This window comes from Candidatus Saccharibacteria bacterium (assembly GCA_016191105.1).
Classification (GTDB): domain Bacteria; phylum Patescibacteriota; class Saccharimonadia; order CAILAD01; family BJGX01; genus JACPPH01.
In genome coordinates, this window is sequence record JACPPH010000006.1 from 13,936 (window position 1) to 37,353 (window position 23,418).

At 45.1% G+C, this 23,418-nt stretch carries 26 protein-coding genes, 1 tRNA gene and 1 other RNA gene; 22 read left to right on the forward strand and 6 right to left on the reverse strand.

From position 1 onward, the window contains the following. Positions 1 to 290: 290 nt before the first annotated feature. From thrS to HYX70_03250, 7 genes are all read left to right on the forward strand, one after another. Positions 291 to 2,102 (forward strand): threonine--tRNA ligase, encoded by a 1,812-nt coding sequence (gene thrS / locus HYX70_03220; GenBank protein MBI2798281.1) that lies wholly within the window; start codon positions 291 to 293, stop codon positions 2,100 to 2,102. A 4-nt stretch (positions 2,103 to 2,106) separates the two neighbouring features. Then, positions 2,107 to 2,961 carry a tRNA (adenosine(37)-N6)-dimethylallyltransferase MiaA gene (gene miaA / locus HYX70_03225; protein ID MBI2798282.1) on the forward strand — a complete coding sequence of 285 codons (855 nt, stop codon included), beginning with the start codon at positions 2,107 to 2,109 and terminating at the stop codon, positions 2,959 to 2,961. A gap of 17 nt (positions 2,962 to 2,978) precedes the next feature. Beyond that, positions 2,979 to 4,355: a DUF1727 domain-containing protein gene (locus HYX70_03230; GenBank protein ID MBI2798283.1), complete on the forward strand. Its 1,377-nt coding sequence runs from the start codon at positions 2,979 to 2,981 to the stop codon at positions 4,353 to 4,355. 38 nt (positions 4,356 to 4,393) lie between these two features. Beyond that, positions 4,394 to 5,071 carry a glutamine amidotransferase gene (locus tag HYX70_03235; GenBank protein ID MBI2798284.1) on the forward strand — a complete coding sequence of 226 codons (678 nt, stop codon included), beginning with the start codon at positions 4,394 to 4,396 and terminating at the stop codon, positions 5,069 to 5,071. Between the two features lie 112 nt (positions 5,072 to 5,183). Next, a complete protein-coding gene (locus tag HYX70_03240; GenBank protein ID MBI2798285.1) occupies positions 5,184 to 5,909 on the forward strand; it encodes a winged helix-turn-helix transcriptional regulator in 726 nt (241 codons plus the stop codon). Next, complete coding sequence (locus HYX70_03245) at positions 5,906 to 6,955, forward strand: AI-2E family transporter (protein ID MBI2798286.1); 1,050 nt, start codon at positions 5,906 to 5,908, stop codon at positions 6,953 to 6,955. The genes HYX70_03240 and HYX70_03245 overlap by 4 nt, the downstream gene beginning before the upstream one ends. A gap of 140 nt (positions 6,956 to 7,095) precedes the next feature. After that, a complete protein-coding gene (locus tag HYX70_03250) occupies positions 7,096 to 7,632 on the forward strand; it encodes an MBL fold metallo-hydrolase (protein ID MBI2798287.1) in 537 nt (178 codons plus the stop codon). Between the two features lie 447 nt (positions 7,633 to 8,079). Here HYX70_03250 and HYX70_03255 read toward each other — a convergent pair whose 3' ends face one another. Further along, positions 8,080 to 8,325: a 50S ribosomal protein L28 gene (locus HYX70_03255; GenBank protein MBI2798288.1), complete on the reverse strand. Its 246-nt coding sequence runs from the start codon at positions 8,323 to 8,325 to the stop codon at positions 8,080 to 8,082. 110 nt (positions 8,326 to 8,435) lie between these two features. On the opposite strand from HYX70_03255, the gene HYX70_03260 reads away from it, so the two are divergent. From HYX70_03260 to HYX70_03270, 3 genes are all read left to right on the forward strand, one after another. Then, positions 8,436 to 9,368, forward strand: coding sequence for a hypothetical protein (locus tag HYX70_03260; protein MBI2798289.1), 933 nt, complete (start codon positions 8,436 to 8,438; stop codon positions 9,366 to 9,368). A gap of 32 nt (positions 9,369 to 9,400) precedes the next feature. Further along, the gene (locus HYX70_03265; GenBank protein MBI2798290.1) at positions 9,401 to 10,036 is read left to right on the forward strand and encodes a site-2 protease family protein; all 636 of its coding nucleotides are present in this window, start codon (positions 9,401 to 9,403) and stop codon (positions 10,034 to 10,036) included. Between the two features lie 242 nt (positions 10,037 to 10,278). After that, positions 10,279 to 11,157, forward strand: a complete 879-nt coding sequence (locus tag HYX70_03270) for an asparaginase (GenBank protein ID MBI2798291.1) — start codon at positions 10,279 to 10,281, stop codon at positions 11,155 to 11,157. A gap of 206 nt (positions 11,158 to 11,363) precedes the next feature. Here HYX70_03270 and HYX70_03275 read toward each other — a convergent pair whose 3' ends face one another. Beyond that, a complete protein-coding gene (locus HYX70_03275; protein ID MBI2798292.1) occupies positions 11,364 to 11,903 on the reverse strand; it encodes a hypothetical protein in 540 nt (179 codons plus the stop codon). 136 nt (positions 11,904 to 12,039) lie between these two features. On the opposite strand from HYX70_03275, the gene HYX70_03280 reads away from it, so the two are divergent. After that, the gene (locus HYX70_03280) at positions 12,040 to 12,771 is read left to right on the forward strand and encodes a hypothetical protein (protein MBI2798293.1); all 732 of its coding nucleotides are present in this window, start codon (positions 12,040 to 12,042) and stop codon (positions 12,769 to 12,771) included. 131 nt (positions 12,772 to 12,902) lie between these two features. On the opposite strand, the gene HYX70_03285 is transcribed toward HYX70_03280, so the two are convergent. After that, positions 12,903 to 12,978, reverse strand: a tRNA-Pro gene (locus HYX70_03285). 194 nt (positions 12,979 to 13,172) lie between these two features. Between HYX70_03285 and HYX70_03290 the strand changes: the two genes are divergently transcribed. The 11 genes from HYX70_03290 (at position 13,173) to HYX70_03340 (ending at position 22,225) form a co-directional block, all read left to right on the forward strand. Next, entirely contained in the window at positions 13,173 to 13,328 is a 156-nt protein-coding gene (locus tag HYX70_03290) for a hypothetical protein (GenBank protein MBI2798294.1), read from the forward strand. 30 nt (positions 13,329 to 13,358) lie between these two features. After that, entirely contained in the window at positions 13,359 to 13,775 is a 417-nt protein-coding gene (locus HYX70_03295) for an HIT family protein (GenBank protein MBI2798295.1), read from the forward strand. Further along, positions 13,772 to 14,563, forward strand: coding sequence for an undecaprenyl-diphosphate phosphatase (locus tag HYX70_03300; protein MBI2798296.1), 792 nt, complete (start codon positions 13,772 to 13,774; stop codon positions 14,561 to 14,563). The genes HYX70_03295 and HYX70_03300 overlap by 4 nt, the downstream gene beginning before the upstream one ends. Beyond that, positions 14,560 to 14,991, forward strand: a complete 432-nt coding sequence (locus tag HYX70_03305; GenBank protein ID MBI2798297.1) for a ribonuclease HI family protein — start codon at positions 14,560 to 14,562, stop codon at positions 14,989 to 14,991. The genes HYX70_03300 and HYX70_03305 overlap by 4 nt, the downstream gene beginning before the upstream one ends. A gap of 145 nt (positions 14,992 to 15,136) precedes the next feature. Further along, an RNA gene (rnpB, locus tag HYX70_03310) (RNase P RNA component class A) lies at positions 15,137 to 15,605 on the forward strand. Positions 15,606 to 15,663: 58 nt separating this feature from the next. Further along, a complete protein-coding gene (locus HYX70_03315) occupies positions 15,664 to 17,079 on the forward strand; it encodes a sugar transferase (GenBank protein ID MBI2798298.1) in 1,416 nt (471 codons plus the stop codon). Beyond that, positions 17,069 to 18,202, forward strand: coding sequence for a glycosyltransferase (locus tag HYX70_03320; protein ID MBI2798299.1), 1,134 nt, complete (start codon positions 17,069 to 17,071; stop codon positions 18,200 to 18,202). Before HYX70_03315 ends, HYX70_03320 begins: the two co-directional genes overlap by 11 nt. Beyond that, complete coding sequence (locus HYX70_03325; GenBank protein MBI2798300.1) at positions 18,177 to 19,613, forward strand: DUF4012 domain-containing protein; 1,437 nt, start codon at positions 18,177 to 18,179, stop codon at positions 19,611 to 19,613. The genes HYX70_03320 and HYX70_03325 overlap by 26 nt, the downstream gene beginning before the upstream one ends. Then, positions 19,600 to 20,298, forward strand: coding sequence for an ABC transporter ATP-binding protein (locus tag HYX70_03330; protein ID MBI2798301.1), 699 nt, complete (start codon positions 19,600 to 19,602; stop codon positions 20,296 to 20,298). Before HYX70_03325 ends, HYX70_03330 begins: the two co-directional genes overlap by 14 nt. After that, positions 20,295 to 21,539 carry an ABC transporter permease gene (locus tag HYX70_03335; protein ID MBI2798302.1) on the forward strand — a complete coding sequence of 415 codons (1,245 nt, stop codon included), beginning with the start codon at positions 20,295 to 20,297 and terminating at the stop codon, positions 21,537 to 21,539. Before HYX70_03330 ends, HYX70_03335 begins: the two co-directional genes overlap by 4 nt. 2 nt (positions 21,540 to 21,541) lie before the next feature. Further along, positions 21,542 to 22,225, forward strand: a complete 684-nt coding sequence (locus tag HYX70_03340; protein MBI2798303.1) for a DUF4440 domain-containing protein — start codon at positions 21,542 to 21,544, stop codon at positions 22,223 to 22,225. Between the two features lie 44 nt (positions 22,226 to 22,269). Here HYX70_03340 and rplT read toward each other — a convergent pair whose 3' ends face one another. From rplT to HYX70_03355, 3 genes are read right to left on the reverse strand one after another with little or no spacing between them, the layout of a single operon-like run. After that, on the reverse strand, positions 22,270 to 22,611 hold the full coding sequence (gene rplT / locus HYX70_03345) for a 50S ribosomal protein L20 (GenBank protein ID MBI2798304.1): 342 nt from the start codon (positions 22,609 to 22,611) through the stop codon (positions 22,270 to 22,272). 2 nt (positions 22,612 to 22,613) lie between these two features. Further along, complete coding sequence (gene rpmI, locus HYX70_03350) at positions 22,614 to 22,808, reverse strand: 50S ribosomal protein L35 (GenBank protein ID MBI2798305.1); 195 nt, start codon at positions 22,806 to 22,808, stop codon at positions 22,614 to 22,616. Next, a complete protein-coding gene (locus HYX70_03355; GenBank protein ID MBI2798306.1) occupies positions 22,774 to 23,349 on the reverse strand; it encodes a translation initiation factor IF-3 in 576 nt (191 codons plus the stop codon). Before HYX70_03355 ends, rpmI begins: the two co-directional genes overlap by 35 nt. Positions 23,350 to 23,418 lie beyond the last annotated feature (69 nt).

The following is a 23,418-nucleotide window of genomic DNA, read 5'->3' on the forward strand; positions in this document are numbered from 1 at the left end:
GGATCTCTCCTTTTTATAGACCAGGTTCAATTCCTGGATTGACAGTAAGATACTCTTATATGATAAACATGTCAATGACTAGTTGAAATTTTTTAAAAATTTGGTTATTATTTAACCAAGTAAAGAAGGAGTTAAGCCGGCCTCACCAACCGTGCATTCCTCGCTTTCGACGGGCGTTATCGTCGAGCCAGAGTGATCGCCCCAGAGCGATAAACCGAGTGGAACCTCCCAAATTAATTGGGACTTGGTAAATAAGGGGTGGTTTTTTATTTATTTCAAAAGGAGAATTTATGGCAGAACAAAAGTTAGAGGTAATTCGACATAGCCTAGCGCACATTATGGCCGCGGCGGTACAAAAACTGCACCCCGAGGCTCAGTTCGGCGTTGGCCCGGTGGTAGAGAACGGTTTTTACTACGACATGAAGCTCAATTCGACCTTAAAACCCGAAGATCTTAAGGCCGTTGAGAAGGAGATGAGGGCAATTATTGGTTCTAAGGTCGATTTTGAGCGGGAAGACTGGGATATCGACAAAGCAATTGAGTATTTTGCTGATCACAAGCAACCTTTTAAGGTAGAACTGCTCAACGACCTCAAAACCAAGGGTTCTACGGCTGTAGCCGACGCTGGCGATAGTGATTTGGTAGATGTTGCTGCCAAAGTTACAACAGTGAGTGTGTACAAGACTGGAAATTTTGTAGATTTATGTCGCGGGCCCCACGTAAAAAATACTGGCGACATCGATGCCAACGGCTTTAAACTTACCAAAATTAGCGGTGCCTACTGGCGAGGTAATGAAGATAACCCTCAGCTCCAACGAATTTATGGTGTGGCATTCGAAGATAAAGACCAGCTTCAAAAAAACCTGCAAATGCTCGAAGAAGCCGAAAAGCGCGACCATCGCAAACTAAGCGAACAACTAGGAATTTATATGCTTTCACCGGTTGTGGGTGCCGGTTTGCCCCTTATGTTACCTCGGGGAGAAAAGATCAAAGCAATTCTTAAAGACTACATGCGCCAAAAAGAAGAATCACTGGGTTACAAGTATGTTTCTACGCCGGTTTTGGCCCACGAAGAACTTTATAAGCAATCAGGCCATGCTGATTATTATACCGATGATATGTTTAGTTTGACTGATAGTGAAGGGCAGAGATTTTATATAAAACCAATGAATTGCCCTCATCATCACCAGATTTACAAAAAACTTGTAACTAGTTATCGTGACTTGCCACTTAAGCTCGCCGAAGATGACGGTCTTTATAGACATGAGCTATCCGGGACACTGACGGGACTAATTCGAGTTCGAGGCCCTATTACCCAAAACGATGCGCATATTTATGTTACTGAGCAGCAATGTGAAGAAGAATTCGGTAAATTTATAGATTTATTTAAGGAGGTTTACAAGGAGGTAGGTATAAAAGATTACTGGTTCAGATTATCACTACCTGACTTTAAGAAAGATAAATTCGTAGGCAAAAAGAGTACATGGGAGAATGCAAGCAATATAATTCGCAAGGTTTTGAAAGACAAAAATGTTGATTTTGTAGAAGCCGAAGGAGAGGCCGCATTTTATGGGCCTAAAGCCGACATTCAAGTAAAGAATGTGCTTGGCAAAGAAGATACGATCGCAACCTGTCAGGTGGATATTCTGGTGCCACATCGTATGGGCTTGAAATATGTCGATGAAGAAGGTGAAGAAAAAGCGCCTCTAATTATTCACCGGGCTATACTTGGTTCTTACGAACGCTTTATGGCTTTTATGATCGAGCAAACAGCTGGAGTGTTTCCATTATGGCTGGCACCAGAACAGGTGCGAGTGCTGCCGATCTCAGAGAAATTTGTTGATTATGCTCAAAGTATTTCCTCTAAGCTCAAAGAAAACGGCGTTCGACACCAGGTTGACGACTCCAGCGAGTCGCTAGGCAAGCGCATCCGCAACGCTGAGCTCATGAAGGTGCCATATGTAGTGGTGGTGGGCGAGAAAGAGCAAGAATCTAAGACTGTGGCGGTGCGCAAATACGGCCAGGGTGATCTGGGCAGCCAGTCCGTTGATGAGTTTGTTACAACATTATTGAAAAACACATCTGAACGCAGCTTAGACTAAGCAAATGTCTAAAATGATTACAATCGTAGGACCCACTGGATCCGGTAAGTCGGCTATGGCCATGAAGTTGGCCGAGGGATTCAATGGTCAGATAATCTGCGCTGACTCCAGAACCGTTTACAGAGGTATGGACATTGGTACGGCCAAGCCAAGTAAAGTTGATCAGTCTAAAGTTAAGCATTACTTACTAGATATCGTTGATCCAGATGAAGTATTTAGTGTGGCTGAGTTCAAAGAGACGGCCTTAGAAGCAATTAAAGAGGTTAGTGAGTCTAAGCATTTGTCAATAATGGCAGGTGGCAGTGGTTTGTATATCGACTCGGTGCTGTTTGATTACAAATTTCGAGATCAGCCTAAGCCCAAACAAGAACTATCTGGCTTAAGCGATGAAGAATTGGTAAGCCTAGCCACCGCTTTGCACCCAAATACTAAGTTGGAAAGCAAAAATCTCCGCCGCGTGAAGCAGTTAATAGCCCGTGGACCAGCTCAAGATGCTGATAGGCGAATGCAAAAAGTAGACTCGTTGGTCTTGGGTATTTATATAGAAAAGCTTATGCTAAAGCAGAATATAACTAATAGAGCAGAGCAGTTTTTGAACAACGGATTTGTACAGGAAGTTGAGGATCTAGTTAATAAATATGGTGCCGATGCTCCTGGCTTGCAAAGCACTGGCTATGCCGCAGTCGTTGAATATTTGAGTGGCAAGCTCAAAAAAGAAGAACTAAAAGAAAAGATAGTTGCCGACACCATGAAGCTAGCAAAGAAGCAGTTAACTTGGTTTAAGCGCAACCCCGATATTGTTTGGTTAAACGATTACGACCAGGCGAGGGGCTTTGTGCAGGAGTATTTGCAGAGTTAGTTTGGTACAATAAGCACATGAAGCATTCGGCTGCAATATTGATAGCAAAGACAATACTCCGGCTTAATCGTCTAACCGGCAGTGGCGGCACCGCCATGCCGGGCTTGGTGGCCAAGAAGCTTTATCCTGACATCCTCAAAGCCTTGGCAGAAATTAACTTTCCAGATGGCGTGATTGTAGTAACCGGCACCAACGGCAAGACCACCACTTCCAAGATGATCTCGGATATACTAACTAAGGCTGGCATTAGCCACATTCACAATCGAGCTGGCTCGAACCTAGAGCGCGGCATAATTGCCACCATACTTGAGCACGCTGACTCCAAGGGTAGGTGTAAGGCTAGAATGGGTCTGTTTGAGGTCGACGAGGCCTATGTACCCTCGGTAAGTTCCCAGTTGCAACCACGCTACATCGTAATTACTAATCTATTCAGAGACCAGCTCGACAGATATGGTGAGCTCGACAAAACAGCCACCAGACTCGGTGACGCCTTGCTCAAATTAAACACCAAAGCCATCTTAAATGCCGACGACCCACTGGTAGCGAGCTTGGGCTTGAACTTGAAAGATGATAAGCGGGTGGTCTACTTCGGCATATCTGATTACAAGGGCAATAAAACCGAACATGACTATGCGCTAGACAGTGTGTTCGATCCAAACACCGGCGACATGTTGAAGTATTCACAACGATATTTTGGTCATTTGGGTATTTATAGCGCCCCCAACTCTAGCTTTAAACGACCCAAACCATCTGTAGATCTGGTTAGTATGTTAAAAAACGATCAAGAGGGTAGCAAGTTTGAGGTTGAGAATGAAAAAACTAAGCTAAACCTACAACTACCCCTGGGCGGAACCTACAATATATACAATGCCCTGGCCGCTGTCGCACTGGCTATTACTATGGGGTTAGAACCCAAAGCTGTAGAATTGGCATTGGCGGAATCTTCGGCTGCATTTGGGCGCATGGAGACAATTGAGTACGATGAGCGCAAATTATTGTTGTTGCTAATCAAAAATCCGACCGGTTTTAACCAGATAATTCAGACTTATCTTAAATCAGATTTGCAGAAACCTCTTTGGTTAATCATTAATGACAAGCTTGCCGATGGCCGAGACGTGTCGTGGCTGTGGGACAGCGCTTTGGAGGATATTAAGGACTATGCTGGTGCGATTGTGGTGAGCGGCACCCGAGCATATGACATGGCGCTACGGTTGAAATATGCTGGCATTGATAAGAATGTTTCGATTGAGCCTGAGCTAGAAGATGGGCTTAGGGCGGTTATTAATAAGGTTCAGGTGGGTGAAACGGTGCATGTATTACCAACCTATACAGCTATGCTGGCGTTGCGAGAAAAGCTAGTAAAGGACACTAAGGGCAAAGAGTTTTGGCAGTGAAGACCAAGTTTACAATTGTGCACCTTTATCCTAAGCGTATGAACATTTATGGTGACTACGGCAATATAATCTGCCTGCGCAAGCGCTTACAATGGCGAGGTTTAGATTGTGAGGTGGCGGAAGTTGAGGCTGGTGAGGCGTTGCCGAAAAATTTTGACATGATTTTTATTGGCGGCGGTCAAGATAGGGGGCAAATTAGAGTGGCCGAAGATCTGCAGCACAAAAAACATCAACTGGTTGAGGCCGTTGAAGACGGGCTACCGGCGCTGGCTATTTGTGGCGGCTATCAGTTGTTTGGTGATTACTTCTTGAGCTCTGATTATGGTCAGCTTCCAGGTATAGGTGTTTTCCCGGTGGTTACTAAGGCTACTCAGACCAGAATGATCGGCAATGTCGTGCTACAGAGTCAGGCTTTCGGAACCTTGGTGGGGTTTGAAAACCATTCTGGTGCCACCGAGCTCTATGACAATGCTAGGCCGCTTGGCAAAGTTAATAAGGGTTATGGCAATGATCCCACAAAGAAATTTGAAGGCGTAATTTATAACAATGGCATTGGTACTTATTTACACGGCTCGTTCCTACCCAAGAACCCTCAGGTTGCTGATCACTTATTGCAAATAGCAGCTACTCGCCGCTCAAATGATCTCGAGCTTAGTCCGCTAGATGACAGCCTAGCGAAAAAAGCTGCTCTTATTGCTCAAAAAAGACCTCAGTAAAACTGCTACACAAAACCTATGGCTTCTTGAGCCTAGTGTGATATAATCAGATAGAAAATGAACAAATATCTGGTTTTTGTGCACAAAACCAGATAGCGGGGGGAGACATAAAATGATTGAACAACTGTTTGGATCAAAAACTCGGGTTAAGCTTTTGAGCTTATTTTACAATAATCCCGAACGACCCTTTTACGTTCGTGAAATCACTCGTAAAATTGATGAGCAGATTAACTCGGTTCGTCGCGAACTTCAGAACTTACTGAATATTGGCGTGGTGCGATCGGTCAATCAAGGTAACCGTTTGTACTACGAGGTTAACCCCAAATATAAGTTTTTTCATGAATTCCAATCGATCTTTAGTCGTATTCCAGCTAAGTCCAAAGAGATTAAGCAAACCAAAGAAGACGATCAAATATTAAAGCGCATTCAAAAAACTGGTAACGTTAAGGTGCTGTTTCTGACCGGTGCTTTTGTGCGCGGTAGCGACCAGGTGATAGATATATTTATTGTTGGTGATGTTAATAAGGCTCGTTTGGCACAGATAATTTCGGAAATGGAGAAGGAATTGAGTCGAGAGCTTAATTACACTACTATGCGTCTCGAAGACTTTGACTACCGTCGCAGCCTAAACGACCGTTTTTTAACCGACATTCTGGATGCCAAAAAAGTAGTTCTCATGGATCAACTAAACATCTTCAAGGTCGACGAAAACGACAATTCAACCGAGCAAGCAGTTGAAGCCGCTGTCGACAAGGAGCTAGTTAAGATCGATGTGTCGTCTGGCAACCCAGACATTACCGTGGCCGAGGCTGGTAAATTAAGCAGAGAAGCTAAGTGAGCCAACGTAGCGAACGACGAATCGTTGTAATATCACCACTGTCGTTTTTGTATTTAATCATTGCGGGGGTCTTGGCCTGGGCAGTTTGGAACACACTGGGAATCATGGTTTCATTATTTGCAGCTGCGGTTTTTGCTACGGCTCTAAACCCTCTAGTGAACTACCTAGAAAGGAATCTAAAAATTCGCCGTGGCATAGCAGTAGTTGTGATTATGCTAGGCTTTGTATTAGCCCTTGGGCTTGTAGTCTATATTGTGGTGCCAGCTATTATTGGCCAGGTTCAATCTATCTCGGCTCACTGGAAAGAATACCGCGATCAAATGCAAACTGCTCTAAAGAGCCAGCCAATGCTTTTGAATGCTTTTAATCAATTTACTCAGAAACTGAGTCGCTCAGATCAAATTTCTAGCCAAATTAGTGGCTACCTAACTGGCGTGGTTGGCAGCTTCCTGGGGGCGCTTACATTCTTTGTGTTTCTAATTTATATGCTGGTTAGTGGCAAGCATTTTGCCAACTATGTAGCTGACTTGTTGCCAAATTCACAACACAAGAAGCGGTTTTTAACTATTGCCCACGATGTTTCGTATAGATTAGGCTACTGGCTGCGCGGTCAGGCGGTGCTTTGTTTAATAATTGCAGTTATGTCGTTTGTAGTTCTAACCATATTTGGCATACCCTATGCCTTGAGTTTGGCAATTCTTGCAGGGCTCTTCGAGGCTGTGCCTATGATTGGTGCTTACTTGGGCGCAATATTGCCAATAGTGGTGGCTTTTACTATATCGCCATGGCGAGCACTAATTATTCTGGTTGCCTTTATCATTATGCAGCAAGTAGAGGGTAACGTTTTTGTGCCGTTAGTAATGCGCAAGGCTCTGGGTATCCACCCGCTAGTAGTCTTGTTGGCGGCTCTAATAGGCGGTAGCCTGTTTGGCTTTGTGGGTGTACTGGTGGCTGTGCCAGTTACGGCAGCCGTATCGGTTATCTTGGGCTCTATCAACAAAGAAGCCGTGATTGAACGAGCTGTGGCCAGCACTAAGGGTAAGTAATTATGGGCTTGTGTGGTTGGTACATTACGGTGTTGTTCGCTTAAGCTACTCCCTCGATGTGCCATTAAGCACCCCTTGGTTTGCTGCTCTTTAGTGCCTGGTACTGCAATCACCCACATAATTCCTGTATAATTAAACATATGGATATAACCTACAGCAAAAAAGACGGGTTTAAGGTGGCGACTAAGCATTTTTCGGGCGTTTTGGATCCAACCGAAAACCCAAGCAAACTAAAAGATCTGGTTTTGTTGAGTACTGGGTTGGATCAAGCTAAGCCGGAGGGGACAGTCTTTGATAGTCCAGGCGAGTACGAGGTGCAGGGCTGCATGATTGATGGCATAGATCTAGGAGACGGCAAAACCGGCTACGCTCTAGAGGTTGATGGCTTAAGAACCGGCTACATCCCGGCGGGTGTGGAGTCGCTCAACGACAAGCAGATTGAAGTTTACGACTCGCTAGACATACTGATACTGCCGGTAGTCGGCGAGAAGGCCGAGGCCACCAACAAGATTATTGGCCAATTTGAACCGAGAGTTATCATTCCTTACGACTACGATTCGAAGCAGTTTGAACTGCTAGGTGCCGAATTTGGCGGCGAAGTTCAGAAAACCGAGCGCTTCAAGGTTAACGCCAAGGATCTAGACGTCGAAAAGCAGGTGTTAGTAGCTATAAAATAGTGTTTTACTATTTCAAGCGACTTTTCTGGCCGTCGAAAGATCAGAAAGCAAAAGCTGGTCGAGTGTTTATGTTCGAGCACGAATGCCGTCTCTGTCGCAGAACAGAAAACGAGACTAGCTTTTGTGTTTCTAGATCTAAGTATAGGCCAGCAATTTTGCTTCTTTGATTGTGCAAAGAAGTGCCGGCCGCATAGGCCATAGATTTATAAGGGTTCCACCCTTCGGGCGACTACCTTTTGTCTTGGCAAAAGGTAGAAAAACCGCTCGGCATGGACGCAATCAAGCAGTCTTCAGACAGACTTAACTCCGGGTTCTGCGGAACTCGTCTCGATGATACCATCCGGACTCAAACAGTCCTCGAGCTCCAAGCATCAAATCTATCTTCACTTGCTGATTGCTTTAATGACGGAGAGAAAGCTCATATTCGGAATCAAAAAAAGAGGCCTTTTAAGCCTCTTTTTTTGCTACTTTGGCGCTTCGCTGGCCAGCGGACTCGGTTTCGAGCTGACGCTCATACTTTTTGAGCGTGCGGATCGTGCTAGCAGCTAACTTAAGACGAACCTTTTGGCCATCGATGACCAAGGTTTTAGTTTGCAAGTTGGGCTTCCAGGCGCGGTTAGTAGCCCGCATGGAGTGACTAACGTTGTGGCCATACATCTTGCCCTTACCTGTAATGTCGCATTTTTGAGCCATAATTTACCCAGTTTAACAGATTCAGTTAAAACTTTCAAGCCCTATTGTTGTACCCAACTAAAAAATAATATAAACTAAACATAACAATAAATAAATCAGGTTATTTAAGTATGCCAGATCCATTTGAAGCACCAAAGCTAGGTACCGACAGCGCGGCGGAAGAACCCAAAACCAACACTGAGGGCGTATCGACATCCGATCCTACTCCCAATCATGACGCTTTTGATTCTGTCCATGATAAGCGTTGGGATCACAATAAGGCAGAAGACATAGCCTGGGCACTACACAAAGAGCAAAGGCCAATATGGGGGGGGAGGGGAGTTGGTAATCCACTCCAGGAGAGCCTAAAAAGTATTTCCAAAAATCAGGGCTATCTAAAATATGATGAAGAACGTGTAGCAGATTTCGCTTCTGGAAAAGTTCGGCACGGTTACGTAAATCCTGAACATAAAGGCACCGATCGTTATGAACAGGAGGAGGAGAGGCTAAAACAGTTAGAAATCACTGAAGCCCAAAAGGAAGTCGACAAATCTCGTCAGCGGATTGAGCGTAGTGAGGACATGATAGCAGAGCGGGAAGAATCGGCCGAAACCATTTATGATATCAATCCAGATTATTTTGCCAGCATTGGCACCAGGGAATTTGTCAAAGTAATCGAGCGGGTAGATGATCAAAGGCGAGAGATACGCGAAATTGAAGGAGTATATCATGAGGGGAAGGCTACGAAAGATTGGCTACGAGATTCTTGCATTGAAGAGAAACAGTTACCAGGCTTTCATGAACTTCAAACCAGAATAGCGGATATGGCACTTACACGTGAGGAACGAGTCTCACTTAGACAAGCGGCAGTAGATGCAAACGAGCCGTATTACGAGAAGACACCCAAAGAAATCAATGAAAGCTATATGAGCATCATAGACGGCCAGTTGTCAAAGTTAGAAAAGACCGCCCAAGAGCAAGAGGCCAAGTTAGAGGCACTATTAGATAAATATCGAGCTAAAGGTAGCTCGGACGACGCACGTCTTGAGCACGAAGCAGATTAGTACTCGCTAGAAAATTACGATATCATAGAGCTATGGATTTGGCTTATACCATTATTGGCTATGTAATTATCTTGGTGGTGGTGATCACCGTGCACGAGTTTTGCCACGCTTGGGCCGGGCATATGCTAGGCGATGTTACGGCCAAGGCCCACGGACGGCTTACCCTTAACCCAATGGCTCACATCGATCCATTTATGACTTTGATTCTACCAGTCGCCCTGATTCTACTGGGCAGCCCGGTGGTATTTGGGGCTGCCAAACCAGTGCCCTTTAACCCTTACGCTGTGCGACATGGCAAATGGGGGGCGGCACTGGTAGCTTTGGCTGGGCCTATGAGCAACCTAGCCATGGCTGCATTTGTAGCCCTGTATCTTAGAATTCTACCGATTCAGGGTATTCCTGGTCAGTTTTTGCTGCAGTTTGTGCTGATTAACATAGCCTTCTTTATATTCAATATGATCCCGTTCCCACCGCTCGATGGCAGTAGGGTGCTGTACGCAGTTTTGCCACCGGGGGCTACCGATGTCATGGACAAGATCGAGCAGTATGGTTTGATTGGGGTGTTTGTCTTTTTGTTGATATTTTACAGATTCTTGGCGCCGGTAATGGCCACTGCTGTATCTGGCATGGCTAGCTTTTTGCTGGGCCAGCCAGTTGTCCTAACTTAAGCTTAAGCCTATAATAGTAGGTGAGCTCTATGGCGCTCGGTGTGCCACGCAACTTTTTCTGGTTATATTTTCGCAATGGGAATTCAAGATTGTCTTTGGCAGAATGCCTTGGTACTGAGAATACCCACCTAATTTTTTGCGGGAAGAGTTGCGTAAAATGGCTACCGGCGTTTGTGGAGTGAGATCATATACTGTTATTCGATAATCCCGGACTTTGTCCGGGATTTTGTTATAATAAAACTATGAAAAAACGTGTAGAGATTATTCTTACCGGCGGCACGATTGCTGGCAATGTTGCCAAAAGGGAGAACTCGCTCAACACCAAGTCGGATCCGAATAGCTTCTTGGCAATTTTAGACAGTGCGTCTGAAATTGTTAGCAAAACCTGGCATGTCGAGATAGAGCGTTCAATTACAGAGCTTTTTAATAAGGACAGTTCTAATATTAATCCAAGTGATTGGGCTCGACTTGTTGATGCAGTAGTTGAAAAGTATGACCACGCAGACGCCTTTATAATTCTGCACGGCACAAACACAATGGGCTACACCGCAGCAGCGCTGTCGTTCGCACTTGGCAACATCGATAAACCGGTAATATTTACTGGCGCACAGGTTCCACTGGGTTATTTGGGCAGTGATGCCACCACTAATATTGTTAATTCATTGCGCATGGCAGTCTGGGCCCACCACGATGTTAAAGGCGTTATGGCAGTATTTGGGAGTAAGATTATCACGGGCACCAGAGTAAAGAAGGGTACTGACTTTGATTACGATCCATTTAGCTCGTTCCAATCAGGAACCCTAGGTCAGATTGGTCGCTTTATGAAGATCGATGAGTCTTCTCTGCAAAAACACAACTCCTATCTGTCTAGGTACAAACCTCTGGCAGAAACTGCCAAGGATTTAGATATCAAGAAGGACTTTGATTGCAAAGATCTAATTTCGCTAACTGAGTTTCCTGGCATGTCGCCTGAATTTATAAAATCCCTCGCCGACTCAGGAGCTAAAGGCTTCGTGCTCCGCTCATTCGGCGCAGGCGATCCAAACGAGCATTTATTTGAAGGCTTTGAGTATCTAAAAGAAAAGCAAATCCCTATAGTAGTTACCACACAGGCGCCATGAGGACTATCTAACTTCCAGGTTAATGAGACCGGCCAATACATTAAGGAACACGACCTAGCAATTCCAGCACACGACATGAGCATAGAGGCTATGACCACCAAGCTAGCTTGGCTCTTGGGTCAAGGACTAGATTACGAAGCTGTTAAGTCGAAAATGGTTGAAGACCTGCACGGCGAGATTAGTGTTGGTAGCGAGTTAATTTAAACTTACAGCTTAAACAGCTTTTTATAAGCTGCTGACTCATCGAGCTGAGTTGCTACTATCAGGCGCAACTGATCTTTTTCGAGACAAAACTGTTTGCGCAGACCATTTATTAGCTTAGTTGGATTGTAGGGTAGCAGCCACAGCCCCTTGGTGTAGTTAACAAAGCCAACCCGCTTTAAGGTGAGTATAAGCTGATTACGAGTAGCTTTTTCGTTTTCGGGTATATCGAAGGTTACTAAGTACCAGCGGCCATCCCAGCGACGGTTAATTGAATCTTGGGTTATCACATAGCTTTCAAGTCGCTTCTGACCCTTGGCGTTGATCTTATATACGTGCTCGCCATCGAGAACACCAACACTTACATAGCCCTGTTTGGCCAGCAGGGCGCAGGTGTCAATCAGCCGGCGACGAGCATTGGTGCTGCCAACTGAAAATAGCTCCAGCAATGCTTTGGAGCTAGTAATTTCAGATTGTACTGCGACCTTTCGGGTCGAGATAAACCTTAGTACCTCACGGGTTTTATTGAGTTGCCTTGCACACATAAATTACTTAACTATTGTGTCATAGCACCAACATTAAGTAAATAGCTTATGCTAACTTTTTTGCAGAATCATTTAAATTTGACGAATTCCTCCGAGTAAAATAAGATAAACATAACAGTAATTTTGTGAGGAAACAGTGCCTGATCCATACGAAGTAAATAAACCAAGCGATGCCAAACCCGCCGAAATCGGCAGCCCGCTTGATAGACCCGAAACGGCTACTCAATCATCTGAAGTGAAAGATGGTATTTCGACAGCCCCGCCACAAATAAAAGGTGAAGAGGGTCTTTGGAGTCCTGGTAAGGCCGAAACTATTGCCGGAGTTTTGTCTGTAGAAGACAAGAGGCCACATTCACCGCGTCCACCAGAACGTAGCAACACTTATCTTAGAGTTTCTAAAATGGTTGATAGACGCGGCATCAAAGCTGGAGCCAAAGAGTGGGTTCAAGAGGTTGCTGATGAACAGTCTAAGTTGCCCGAAGAACTATACGATTCCAACCCGGAGCTATTTGCCGTCATGAAAACAGCTGAATTTATGAAGAGCCTTAGACGGCTTAGATCGTTGGAACAGAGGATTTTAGAGATAGAGCTGGAGATTGAGAAACTGGAGGCAAAAAAGGCAGAGTGCCAAGAGGCACTAGATAGAGGTAGTTTATCGTTCAGGAATTTTAACAGGGTAGCGGGGATTGGCAAAGATCCTAGAGACCAGCTGGAAGATCTACCATTAGACGAACCTCCAAGAAAAACTTTAGAGAAGGTTAGAGACGACTATGATAACCGAATTGAAGCCAAGCGAGAAGGGGATCTAAAAAACGCAAGAGATGCAAAACAAGCCTTTCTTGATAAACAAAAAAATAGAACTGAATAGGCTTTGTCTAGTTGGTGACAGGACAGCGCTCGAACTGCATTCGGGCTAACCTGCCCGCTGACTACGTCAGCTCTTTCGCAGGTTTAAAACTATCTCTAACCAGTCGAGAAAGCCCAATGGACTCTCTCGACTGGTCGGGGTGACAGGACTTGAACCTGCGACCTCACGGCCCCCAGCCGTACGCGCTACCAACTGCGCCACACCCCGGCGTCAAGCAATTACTACTGTTGACATGTATTGTAGGCAAATACATTGTAACATCCGTAAGCTGTTTTCCTCTTCGGCCAAAACCATTCCCACTTTTGGCCGTAATGTTGGTGATTATATCAAATAGAGCGACTGTCGTCATGGCAATTCCCTCATGCTTTACATTGGGCGACGTAGACTCTAAGTTGGTAGCAATGAGTAATAAGGCGAAGTTTGGGATATTAGCAATTATTTTGGGTGGCTACGTTTGGTATTTGGGCACTATGAACACGATCGTTAGCAACCAACTATTGCAGCTGCGAAACGTATATGGCAACATAGACAAAATTGCCGCTCAGACAGTTAAATAGTTGAAAGCCAAAATGCTATACTAGTTGAATATGGCCGAGTCGGTATACACCAAGGTTAGAAAAGGCGAGTTGCCAGGCGAGATTATCTATCAAGATGAGATTTGTTTTGCAATTTTGTCGATCCAGCCCAATAATCCGGGGCATACGCTTGTAATTCCAACCGAAGAAGTTGAACAGTGGATACTCTTGGATAAACCTACGCTTAATCATTGCGTCGATGTGGCTCAAGCCATAGCCAAGGTTCAGGCAAGAGTCTATAAACCGGTACGGGTTGTGCTAACTATTGCCGGGTTAGATGTCGATCATGCACATATTCACATCTTCCCGGTCTATAAACCTGGCGAGGCCGACCACTCGGCTGCTAAAGACACCAGTCCACAAGAGATGGCTGTCGAGGCCGATAAGCTAAGAGCAGTAATTGCAAAACAAGGCGGTCTTAAGCTGTGAATCTGCTTATTGTAATTGTGCTCTCGGTGACCCAGGGCGTAACGGAGTTTTTGCCAATCAGCAGCTCGGCCCACTTGTTGCTCTTGCCCTGGCTGCTTAATTGGCCCGATCCGGGCCTGGCCTTTGATGCCGCCACCCATATTGGTACAGCTCTAGCACTGATAGTCTTCTTTTACAAAGATTTTTGGCGGCTATACAAAGAAAAGCAGCCGTTACTGTGGTACATACTGATTGCCTCAGTGCCAGCAGCAATCCTGGGTTTTATTGGTAGCGATCTGATTGATAAATATCTTCATAAAAGCGCGGCCGCGCCCTTGATTGTGGGTATTGGTTTGATGTTTTTTGGTCTAGTGCTGTATGTCATAGACAAAACCGCAAAACTCGAAAAGAATTTAGAAAAAATGAAACTCTCAGATAGCTTGATAATTGGCTTTGCCCAGGCTCTGGCGCTTATACCCGGCACCTCTCGCTCTGGCGTAACCATATCAGCTGGGTTGCTGTTGGGCTATTCGCGTGAAGAAGCCGCCAGATTTAGTTTCTTACTAGCAACTCCAATTTCTCTCGGAGCTGGGGCATATTCGTTACTAAGTATTATCAAAGATCCAGCCGCTACTAGGAGTGAATCAATAACCCTAACCGTAGTCGGTATTGTAGTCTCATTTATGGTTGGTTTAGCTGTGATTAAGTGGCTGCTTGATTACCTACGCAAACACTCTATGCTAGTATTTGTAGTTTATCGGGTAATTATTGGCTTGGGAGTGGTAGTCATCTGGTTGGTGCGACGATGAAGTACGATTTATTGAATGTTTACTGCGATGGCGGCTCTAGGGGTAATCCCGGTCCCGCTGCAGCAGGCGTTGTATTTACTACACCAAAAGGTGAAGTAATAGCTAGCTATAATCTGTTCTTGGGTGAAAAAACTAATAATTTTGCTGAATATTCGGCGGTCTTGCTAGCTCTCGACAAACTAGGTGAAAACCCAGCTAAAAAGTATGATTTCTACCTCGACAGTGAACTCGTTACCAAGCAGCTAAACGGTCAATACAGAGTAAAACATGCTGATATGAAAGAACTGTTTGAACGGGTACAGATTGAGCTCAAAGATGTTAATGCTAGTTTTACTCACGTGCTCAGAGCCAAGAATAAATTAGCCGATGAGCAGGTTAACATTTGTCTAGACGAACAGGATTTGGGTTGGGGCGCAGGGAACAAATAAACACGCCTGTAAGTAATGTCAACAGTCTTTGAATAAGTTGTAAGTTCTGCAAGGATTACCCTTGTGCAAGGGTAATCCTTGCAAGCTCTCTCACAACGCAACGTGCGTAGACTTTATGGTGCTTTTATAGTATAATTAGAGTCTCATAAGTAAGTGGGTAGCCGCTCTGGGCTTAGGCTCAGAGAGGAAAGTCCGAACAGCGCAGAGCGCGGTGGTTGCTAACGGCAACCGGAGGCGACTCTAGGGAAAGTGCCACAGAGACTATACCGCCCAGCCCTATTTATTTGAAGCTATTAAATAATATAGGAGCTAGGTAAGGGTGAAAAGAGTGCGGTAAGAGCGCACAGTGCCACTAGGTGACTAGCGGCAAGGGTAAACCCCACCGGCTGCAAGGCTATGGGCCCTTCCTGGTTCATCCAGGAGAAGCTGCTCGCTTCAACTTACGGGTTTGTCGCACCATTCATTTACGAAGGTTTGTTGGATTTTTTCAACGAAAGATAGATGGCTACCGCCCAGCTCCTATTTGTGAGTATTGAGTGCATATCTGATTTTGTACTAGATATCTACAAATAGGAGCTGGGATACAGAATTCGGCTTATAGCTTACTTATGAGACCAAAGACGATCCTTCAAGTAGGGTCGTTTTTTGTGTGGTAAAATAAGATAGCAGAGCATGAAAAAGCGCAGCGAATTATTCTTTAGTTTTATATTAGTACCTATAGACTACTTAATGTTGGTTGTGGGCTTTGTATTGGCATTTTTTTGGCGCGAGGCTCAGAACAAGCCGTTTGCTTACTTAGTATCTGGTCACAGCTACTTAAATAACATGTTGTGGCTTATTCCTATTTGGATATTGATTTTTGCTATTGTGGGCTTATATGCTCTCACCTCGGTTAGAAGCCGCTGGCACGAGCTGGGTCGCATTATTGCTGCAACTCTGGCAGGTACCATGATTTTGATCATTATTGATTTCTTTTGGCCCAATCCAGTTTTCCCATCTAAGAGCATACCAGTCTATGCATTTATTTTTGGTACCCTTCTTGTTCTAGCCGGTAGGGTGATTATAAGGTTAATACAGAGATTCTTGTTTCGGTATGGCGTAGGCGTGTACAAGGTGGCAATACTTGGTGGCGGCTCAACTGCCCGCCAACTTAGCCAGTATTTAACAAGATCCGACCGAGGCTATAAAATAATCAACAACGATATAGACCCCAAATCTAACCTAAATGGCCACCTAGAAGATCTATATGCAAAAGGATTAGATGAAATAATTGTGGTTGATCCGCAAATACCAGATAAAAACCTGGTAGATATTATAAACTATTGTGAAAATAACCACATTATCTACAAATTTGTTCCGAGTATAGCCGGGCTTTATACTTCAAGGTTGCAAAGTATTCAGTACCGCGATCTTACACTTTTGGAGGTAGTACCAACACCCCTGGAGGGTTGGGGCAGGATTGTAAAGCGGCTATTTGATCTGTTGTTTTCCCTCTTGGCGGTTATCGTGCTTTCACCCATTATGTTGGTTTTGGTAATTATAATGAAGTTGACTGACTCTGGCCCAATAATCTATAAGCATCAACGCTTAACTAGAGCTGGCAAGCCTCTCTGGGTTTATAAATTCAGAAGCATGAAGCAAGCTTACTGCACTGGCGGCCAGTTCGACGGTAAGACCGACCTGGAGGTGTTGGCCAGTTTTAACAACCCCCGGCTTATTGAGGAATGGAAGAAAGATCAAAAATTAAGAAATGACCCACGAGTAAGCAAGATTGGTAAATTTATGCGTAAAACTAGTCTCGATGAGTTGCCCCAGCTATTTAATATCATCAAGGGTGAACTTAGCATGGTTGGCCCCCGGCCCATAGTTGAAGATGAGCTAAAGCGTTATGGCAAGGTTTCGAATCTATTTCTTAAGATTAAGCCGGGTTTAACAGGCTTGTGGCAAGTTTCAGGGCGGAGCGATATTGATTATGAGGAAAGGGTAAAGCTAGATATCTATTATATTGAGAACTGGAGTCTATGGTTGGATCTTATAATTCTAATCAAGACTGTTAGTGTGGTTTTGCGAGGACGAGGTGGCTATTAGTGCTCCAAAGGTAGCGATCGTACATGACTGGCTAACTAATCTGGGTGGTGCCGAACGAGTGGTAGAGGCTATGCACCAAGCTTTTCCAGAAGCACCCATATATACCAGCGTGTATAATCCTGAAAAATTAAAGATACTATCTGACGCCAAAGTAAAGACCTCTTATTTGCAACACTGGCCGCTGGCAAAGCACAAACATCAGCTGTATCCGGCTTTGCGGGCTCAGGCTTTTGAGTCGTTTGACCTTTCTGAATACGAGGTTGTGATTTCCAGCAGCAGCGCCGAAGCCAAGGGCGTGGTTACACCAACCGAGACTCTTCACATTAGCTACATTCACACACCCACCCGCTATTATTGGAGTGGATACGAGCAATATTTAGCTGAACCAGGCTACGGCCTGCTTAATCCGGTAGCCCGGGTTGGCTTAAAGCACTTGGTTCGCAAGATGAGACGCTGGGACTATGCTGCTGCTCAACGACCAGATATTCTGCTGGCTAACTCCAAGACTGTTCAGGTTAGAATCGAGGAGTATTATAAGCGTAAAAGTGGAGTCTTGTATCCGCCGGTCAATCTAGAAAGGTTTGAAAACATTCGGTCACAAGAAGACGGTTATTATCTGGTTGTTTCGCGGCTGGTGCCATACAAAAAGGTTGAGCTAGCAGTTGAAGCCTGTATGCGGTTAAGGCGACGACTGGTTGTAGTGGGAGATGGGCCAGAGCTTAAAAGGCTTCGTAAGATAGCTGGATCAACCATTGAATTTAGGGGGTTTTTGAGTGATGAACAAACTGAACAATTGCTTTGTGGTTGCAAGGCCTTTGTTTTTGCGGCCGAAGAAGACTTTGGGATCACACCGCTTGAAGCAATGGCCTGCGGCAAGCCAGTTATATTCTTTAACCGCGGCGGAGCCTCTGAAACAGTAATTGATGGCAAAACTGGAGTTGGTTTCTTGAGTCAAAATGCCAACTCACTGATTGCTGCCATCAAGAGTTTTGAGAAGCTAAAAATCGATCCAAGAGACTGCGTGGCTCAAGCTCATAAGTTTGGCGGTAACCAGCGGTTTGTTGGGCAACTGCGTGACTTTGTGGAGGGTAAATTGCGTGAAAAAGGCCAGACTGCAACATAGATCATATTTTCGACGGTCTGTAGCCATAGCGCTGGTGATTTTCGGCATCTACCTAGCAGCACTGGCTATTTGGAGAGCTATAGATACTTGGTCTAATCAGGCCAAACAACCCCCGGTTGTCCAGCTTATTGATCAAATGCTGGTGCAAAAGACCGATACTCGGGTTTTGGTATTGCTGCTAAATAGCTCTGAAGCTAGAATCGGGGGTGGTTTTTCTGGCTCAGTAACAACCCTTACCAAAGATCGTGGCAAATTTAGTGTTGAGCCAGTTCAAAGTGTTTATTATTTCGATGATATGGGAGTGGCTCGGTTTAATGCCGATGCTGCAGCTGGTCGAAAACCGCCAGTTGAACAGCCGTTCTTGCGCGACAGCAATCAAAACATCGAGTGGAGCACAAATGCCAAGATAATGGCTGATCGTTATGAGTATGCTACCGGCAAACGTATAGACTCGGTGATTGCGCTAACCCCAGACGTACTCAAGAGCTTGCTGAGCTATACTGGGCCCATCACTCTAAGCCAGTATGGTAAAACCCTAAGCGCCGCCAACTTCTTGGAGCAGGTAGAGTTAGAGGTCGAGTCGGGCATAGATAAGCAACAAAACAGCGAGCCCAAAAGCATTTTAGGTGAGGCTGCTACGGCGGTGATAAGTAAGCTTTGGTCAAAAAACCTAATCCAACTCACCAGCCTGTATCCGACGATTCAAAAATTGGCTAGTCAGAAGTCGATTGTTTTGTGGTCGCGCGATCAGAATTTACAGCAACAAGTTCTGCAGAGTCAAGTTGGCGGCGAAGTCAAACCGGCTGACTATGATTATCTGTTTATTGCCGAACAAAATAGTGTGGCCAATAAAAGCACGCCATATATACAGCAAAAAGTGGTTAAAAAGATAAAGATAGGCGAAGACGGCAAGGCTGTTGTAGATGTCACAATAACCCGACAGCATACATCGGACTATGCTGGTAATTTTTACAATCCCTGGGGTAAGTTCAATATGTTTTTGATTGGCGAAAATAAGTCTGTCATAAAAATGGTCTTGCCTCAACAGGTAAAGCTTTTTGGCTTGTCCAATAATTTACGTATTCAATCTGATAGTGAAGCGGACCTTCAGTTTTATCAGTTCGTATCTGATCTACTACCTCTTACTCGTGAAACCTACACCTTTAGTTATCAACTGCCGTTCAAATATCAGATGGGCGACAACCTAGATGTGGTGAGCCAGGTTCAAAAACAAATTGGTCGGGCAGCCTACGATTTTGAACTTCAGATTATAGCGCCACCACCATACCGCCTGGCGGCTGCCAGTGTTAACAAGCTAAGCTATAAAAGCGATGGCAACAACCTGGTTGTTGACTATGCTACTGCCATCGATACTGATAAAATAATCTCACTTAAATATGCCAAAAACTAATCAGCAAGTTGTTTATATAAAAGGGCTAGGCAAGCGCTACGATGATGACGCCGGAGTATTAGATGCTCTAAAAGGTGTTGACCTACAGATTAATAGTGGCGATTTTTTGGCTATTATGGGGCCCTCGGGTTCAGGCAAATCCACGCTCATGAATATTCTCGGCCTTCTAGATCGGCCAACTTCGGGGGTATTTTTGCTAGACGATGTTGATACGGCCACCTTAAGTGATAAAAACTTGGCAATGCTCAGACGAGACCGAGTGGGTTTTATATTCCAGAACTTTAACTTGCTACCAAGGCTGAATGTAGCTCAAAACGTTGAGCTACCCATGATCTACCAAAAAATAAGGACAAGAGAGCGCAGTAAGCGGGTAATTGAGGCGCTGAACAAGGTTGGGCTGGGCGATAAGGCCAAGAACAAGTCTAATCGCTTAAGCGGCGGTCAGGTGCAACGTGTGGCTATAGCCAGGGCTCTAGTAAATAAACCAAGTCTAATTTTGGCCGACGAGCCAACCGGCAATCTGGATACTAAAACCGGCGAAGAAATCCTGAAATTACTTGTTAAGCTCAATCAGCAAGGGGTAACAATTGTTATTGTGACCCACAACCCTGAGGTAAGCCAGTTTGCTAGCCGAACGGTACTCGTGCGCGACGGTCAGGTCGCCGAAAAAAGGAAGTCACTATGATTTGGCAGAACATCAAGATGGCCTTGGTAAGTATTAAATCGGCCAAGCTCCGATCATTTCTAACCATGCTTGGAGTGATTATTGGTGTCTTTGCAGTTCTTACCATGATCGGAATTGGCGATGGCGTTAAAGCTCAGGTGACCGGCCAGGTTACAAGTTTGGGTACCAACCTACTTACTGTTACTTCAGGCCAGATTGGCCAAAACGCCTCAACGGCCAAGAATGGCCAGCAGCAAAAAGGCGGTGGCCTTGGTTTCTCGAGCAGCCTAGGTAGCTCAACCTTGACTGAAAAAGACGTTCGGACCATCCAAAATACTACAAATGTTGTAAATGTTGCACCAGTCTCTATCGTGTCTTCGATAGTTACCCAGGGGGAGCTATCAAGCTCAACGCCAATTATTAGCGGGACAAGTGCAAACTATGGCTCTATTCGTAGTCTTAAGTATTCTGCCGGCGGATTTTTTAGTGATCAAGATAATAGTTCAGCTGCCAAAGTCGCTGTTATTGGTGCCGACACCAAGCAAAATCTGTTTGGTGAGGCCGATGCTATGGGCAAAACAATTGGTGTTCGAGGCCAGCAATTTATAGTAACTGGGGTGCTGCAAAAGAGCGATGCTGGTAGTTCGCTTGGCCCAAATCTAGATGATGTGGTTGATATTCCGATCAATACAGCCAATCAAATTACCGATTCTAACCAAATAAGTAGAATCTTGGTTGAGGTAAACGACCCTAAGAATATTGATTCTACTCAGGCTGCAATTACTCAGGAGCTTAAGAGCAACCACGGTGGCCAACAAGACTTTAGCGTGCTTACCCAGAAGGATCTGCTTTCGACATTCAACTCCATATTAGATATACTAACCACCTTTGTGGTGGCTATAGCTTCGATCAGCTTGCTAGTCGGTGGTATCGGAATTATGAATATTATGCTAGTGTCTGTGACCGAGCGAACCCGTGAGATTGGCATTCGCAAAGCCATTGGTGCCACCAGCGGTAATATACTAAGTCAATTCTTAATAGAGGCAGTAATAATCTCGATATTGGGCGGTCTGTTGGGCCTAGGCCTGAGTTACTTAGCCGGCAGAGTTGTGCAAAAGGTGGCCAACATTACACCAGTCTTTAGCTTTAAAGCGCTGCTGCTGGCACTCGGTGTGAGTTTGGCGGTCGGCGTGGTGTTCGGAGTAGCTCCGGCCGTCAAAGCCGCCCGCAAGCGGCCCATACAGGCCCTAAAGGCACTGTAGCTATGAGCGATGTGAGAATTGGCAAAGGAAAACTGGCGGGCAAGGGGGTGTATGCAGCACGCGACTTTAAGAAAGGCGAGCTCATCAAATACTGGAACCTAAAAGCTTTAACACAAGCCGAATTTGATGCACTACAAAAGAGTGAACATATGTTTGTGCATTCCTTTTGGGGAAAGATGTATCTATTCCCAGTACCATCACGCTACACCAACCATTCTGCTAATCCTACCGCAGTGTCAGACTTTGAAAAACAGTGCGATTACGCCGTTCGGGATATAAAAAAGGGCGAGATGATAACTATCAATGCCACCGAAGAGGTTAAATACGAATTAGAAACTTTTATGCAGGCTTATGAAAAAGCAGCAAACAGCCGTAATTTTAGTAAAGTTTCTCCAATGATCGCAGACAATGCGGTCTTCATTTTCACTAATGGTACTTTTGAAGGAAAACCCGCAATCCAAAAAGCTTTTGAGGACACCTGGGATAAGATAAAGAACGAAAAGTATTCGGTATCTAGCGTTATTTGGCTAAAGAATGGGTATAGAAATGCAATTTGCGAGTATCTGTTCGTTTCTGACGGTATAGTGAACGGCAAACACCGTGCTTACAAAGGTCGTGGTAGAAGTGAACTCAAACGAATTAATGGCAACTGGCGGATTACCAAGGAACACTTAATAAAAAGCTAACCAAAAAAGACTCCAAATTAGGGTCTTTTTTGGTTTGAAATAGGTTATTTTGTAGCTTTTACAACAGCTTCGAAAGCTTTGGGTTGAGTGGCCGCTAGTTCTGCTAACATTTTGCGGTTAAGGGCAATGTTAGCTTTCTTGAGGCCATTCATTAGGGCAGAGTAGTTGGTGTTGTTGGCCACAGCGCCGGCTGAAATGCGAGTTATCCAAAGTGAACGCATATCGCGCTTAATGTTGCGGCGGTCGCGATACTGATAGCTCAAGGCCTTTAGTACAGCCTCGTTGGCCTTGCGATAGCTGGTGCGACGATTCTTAGAATAGCCCTTAGTTAGTTTTAGGACCTTCTTGTGTCGCGCTCGGGCAGTAACGCCTCTTTTAACACGCATAGCTAAACTCCCAACATAGTTTTAATGTTGCGCACATCGGCATCGGCAGCAGCATGCTCACGGGTATAGGCTCGCTTACGAGCGGCCGACTTAATGGTGAGTTTGTGAGCGCGAGTGGCTTTGCGGCGTAGGACTTTGCCGGTGCCGGTAACCTTTACGCGCTTACTCATCGTCTTGTTGGTCTTGAGTTTGGGCATTACTTTTCTCGTTAATTTTCTTTGACTTGTAGGCTTTGCTTTGACCGACCACGATTGACATATCACGGCCAGTCATGCTGGCTTCTTGCTCAATGCTGGCGATATCGCTTAAACCTTCAAAAAACTTTATTAATACCTGTTTGCCAAGGTCTTGGTGGGTCATCTCCCGACCCTTAAAGCGGGCGGTGATCTTGACCTTGTTGCCGGCCTCTAAAAACTTGCGAGCGGCGCGCCGCTTAACCTCAATGTCGTGATCGCCAATCTTGAGCCCCATACGAACTTGCTTAACCTCGATGGTCTTTTGCTTCTTGCGGCTTTTGGCCTCGTGCTTAGCTTGTTCGTATTGATATTTGCCCCAGTCAATTAGCTTGGCTACGGGCGGCTCGGCGGCGGGCGAGACTTCGGCCAGGTCGTAGCCTTGGCTTTCAGCCTGCTCTAGTGCTTGTTTGAGGCTCATAACACCGATCTGCTTAGAATCGACCCCTAGTAATCTTACGGTGGGGGCTTTGATCTCGTGATTTAAGCGAATACGGTTTTTTATGAGTGGTTTCTCCTTAAGCTCAGACCCAATGATAGCATGCCAAGTCTTATAAATCAAGGCCTTTATAAG

Excerpts from the sequence above, each read along its gene's own strand:
- HYX70_03270 (MBI2798291.1), top strand. The coding sequence starts at position 10,279 with ATGAAAAAACGTGTAGAGATTATTCTTACCGGCGGCACGATTGCTGGC.
- HYX70_03255 (MBI2798288.1), bottom strand. The coding sequence starts at position 8,325 with ATGGCTCAAAAATGCGACATTACAGGTAAGGGCAAGATGTATGGCCAC.
- HYX70_03340 (MBI2798303.1), top strand. The coding sequence starts at position 21,542 with ATGAGCGATGTGAGAATTGGCAAAGGAAAACTGGCGGGCAAGGGGGTG.
- HYX70_03230 (MBI2798283.1), top strand. The coding sequence starts at position 2,979 with ATGAAGCATTCGGCTGCAATATTGATAGCAAAGACAATACTCCGGCTT.
- HYX70_03330 (MBI2798301.1), top strand. The coding sequence starts at position 19,600 with ATGCCAAAAACTAATCAGCAAGTTGTTTATATAAAAGGGCTAGGCAAG.
- HYX70_03240 (MBI2798285.1), top strand. The coding sequence starts at position 5,184 with ATGATTGAACAACTGTTTGGATCAAAAACTCGGGTTAAGCTTTTGAGC.
- HYX70_03290 (MBI2798294.1), top strand. The coding sequence starts at position 13,173 with ATGAGTAATAAGGCGAAGTTTGGGATATTAGCAATTATTTTGGGTGGC.
- HYX70_03335 (MBI2798302.1), top strand. The coding sequence starts at position 20,295 with ATGATTTGGCAGAACATCAAGATGGCCTTGGTAAGTATTAAATCGGCC.
- HYX70_03305 (MBI2798297.1), top strand. The coding sequence starts at position 14,560 with ATGAAGTACGATTTATTGAATGTTTACTGCGATGGCGGCTCTAGGGGT.
- rpmI (MBI2798305.1), bottom strand. The coding sequence starts at position 22,808 with ATGCCCAAACTCAAGACCAACAAGACGATGAGTAAGCGCGTAAAGGTT.
- HYX70_03295 (MBI2798295.1), top strand. The coding sequence starts at position 13,359 with ATGGCCGAGTCGGTATACACCAAGGTTAGAAAAGGCGAGTTGCCAGGC.
- rplT (MBI2798304.1), bottom strand. The coding sequence starts at position 22,611 with ATGCGTGTTAAAAGAGGCGTTACTGCCCGAGCGCGACACAAGAAGGTC.
- HYX70_03250 (MBI2798287.1), top strand. The coding sequence starts at position 7,096 with ATGGATATAACCTACAGCAAAAAAGACGGGTTTAAGGTGGCGACTAAG.
- HYX70_03260 (MBI2798289.1), top strand. The coding sequence starts at position 8,436 with ATGCCAGATCCATTTGAAGCACCAAAGCTAGGTACCGACAGCGCGGCG.
- HYX70_03265 (MBI2798290.1), top strand. The coding sequence starts at position 9,401 with ATGGATTTGGCTTATACCATTATTGGCTATGTAATTATCTTGGTGGTG.
- HYX70_03235 (MBI2798284.1), top strand. The coding sequence starts at position 4,394 with ATGAACATTTATGGTGACTACGGCAATATAATCTGCCTGCGCAAGCGC.
- HYX70_03315 (MBI2798298.1), top strand. The coding sequence starts at position 15,664 with ATGAAAAAGCGCAGCGAATTATTCTTTAGTTTTATATTAGTACCTATA.
- HYX70_03275 (MBI2798292.1), bottom strand. The coding sequence starts at position 11,903 with ATGTGTGCAAGGCAACTCAATAAAACCCGTGAGGTACTAAGGTTTATC.
- thrS (MBI2798281.1), top strand. The coding sequence starts at position 291 with ATGGCAGAACAAAAGTTAGAGGTAATTCGACATAGCCTAGCGCACATT.
- miaA (MBI2798282.1), top strand. The coding sequence starts at position 2,107 with ATGTCTAAAATGATTACAATCGTAGGACCCACTGGATCCGGTAAGTCG.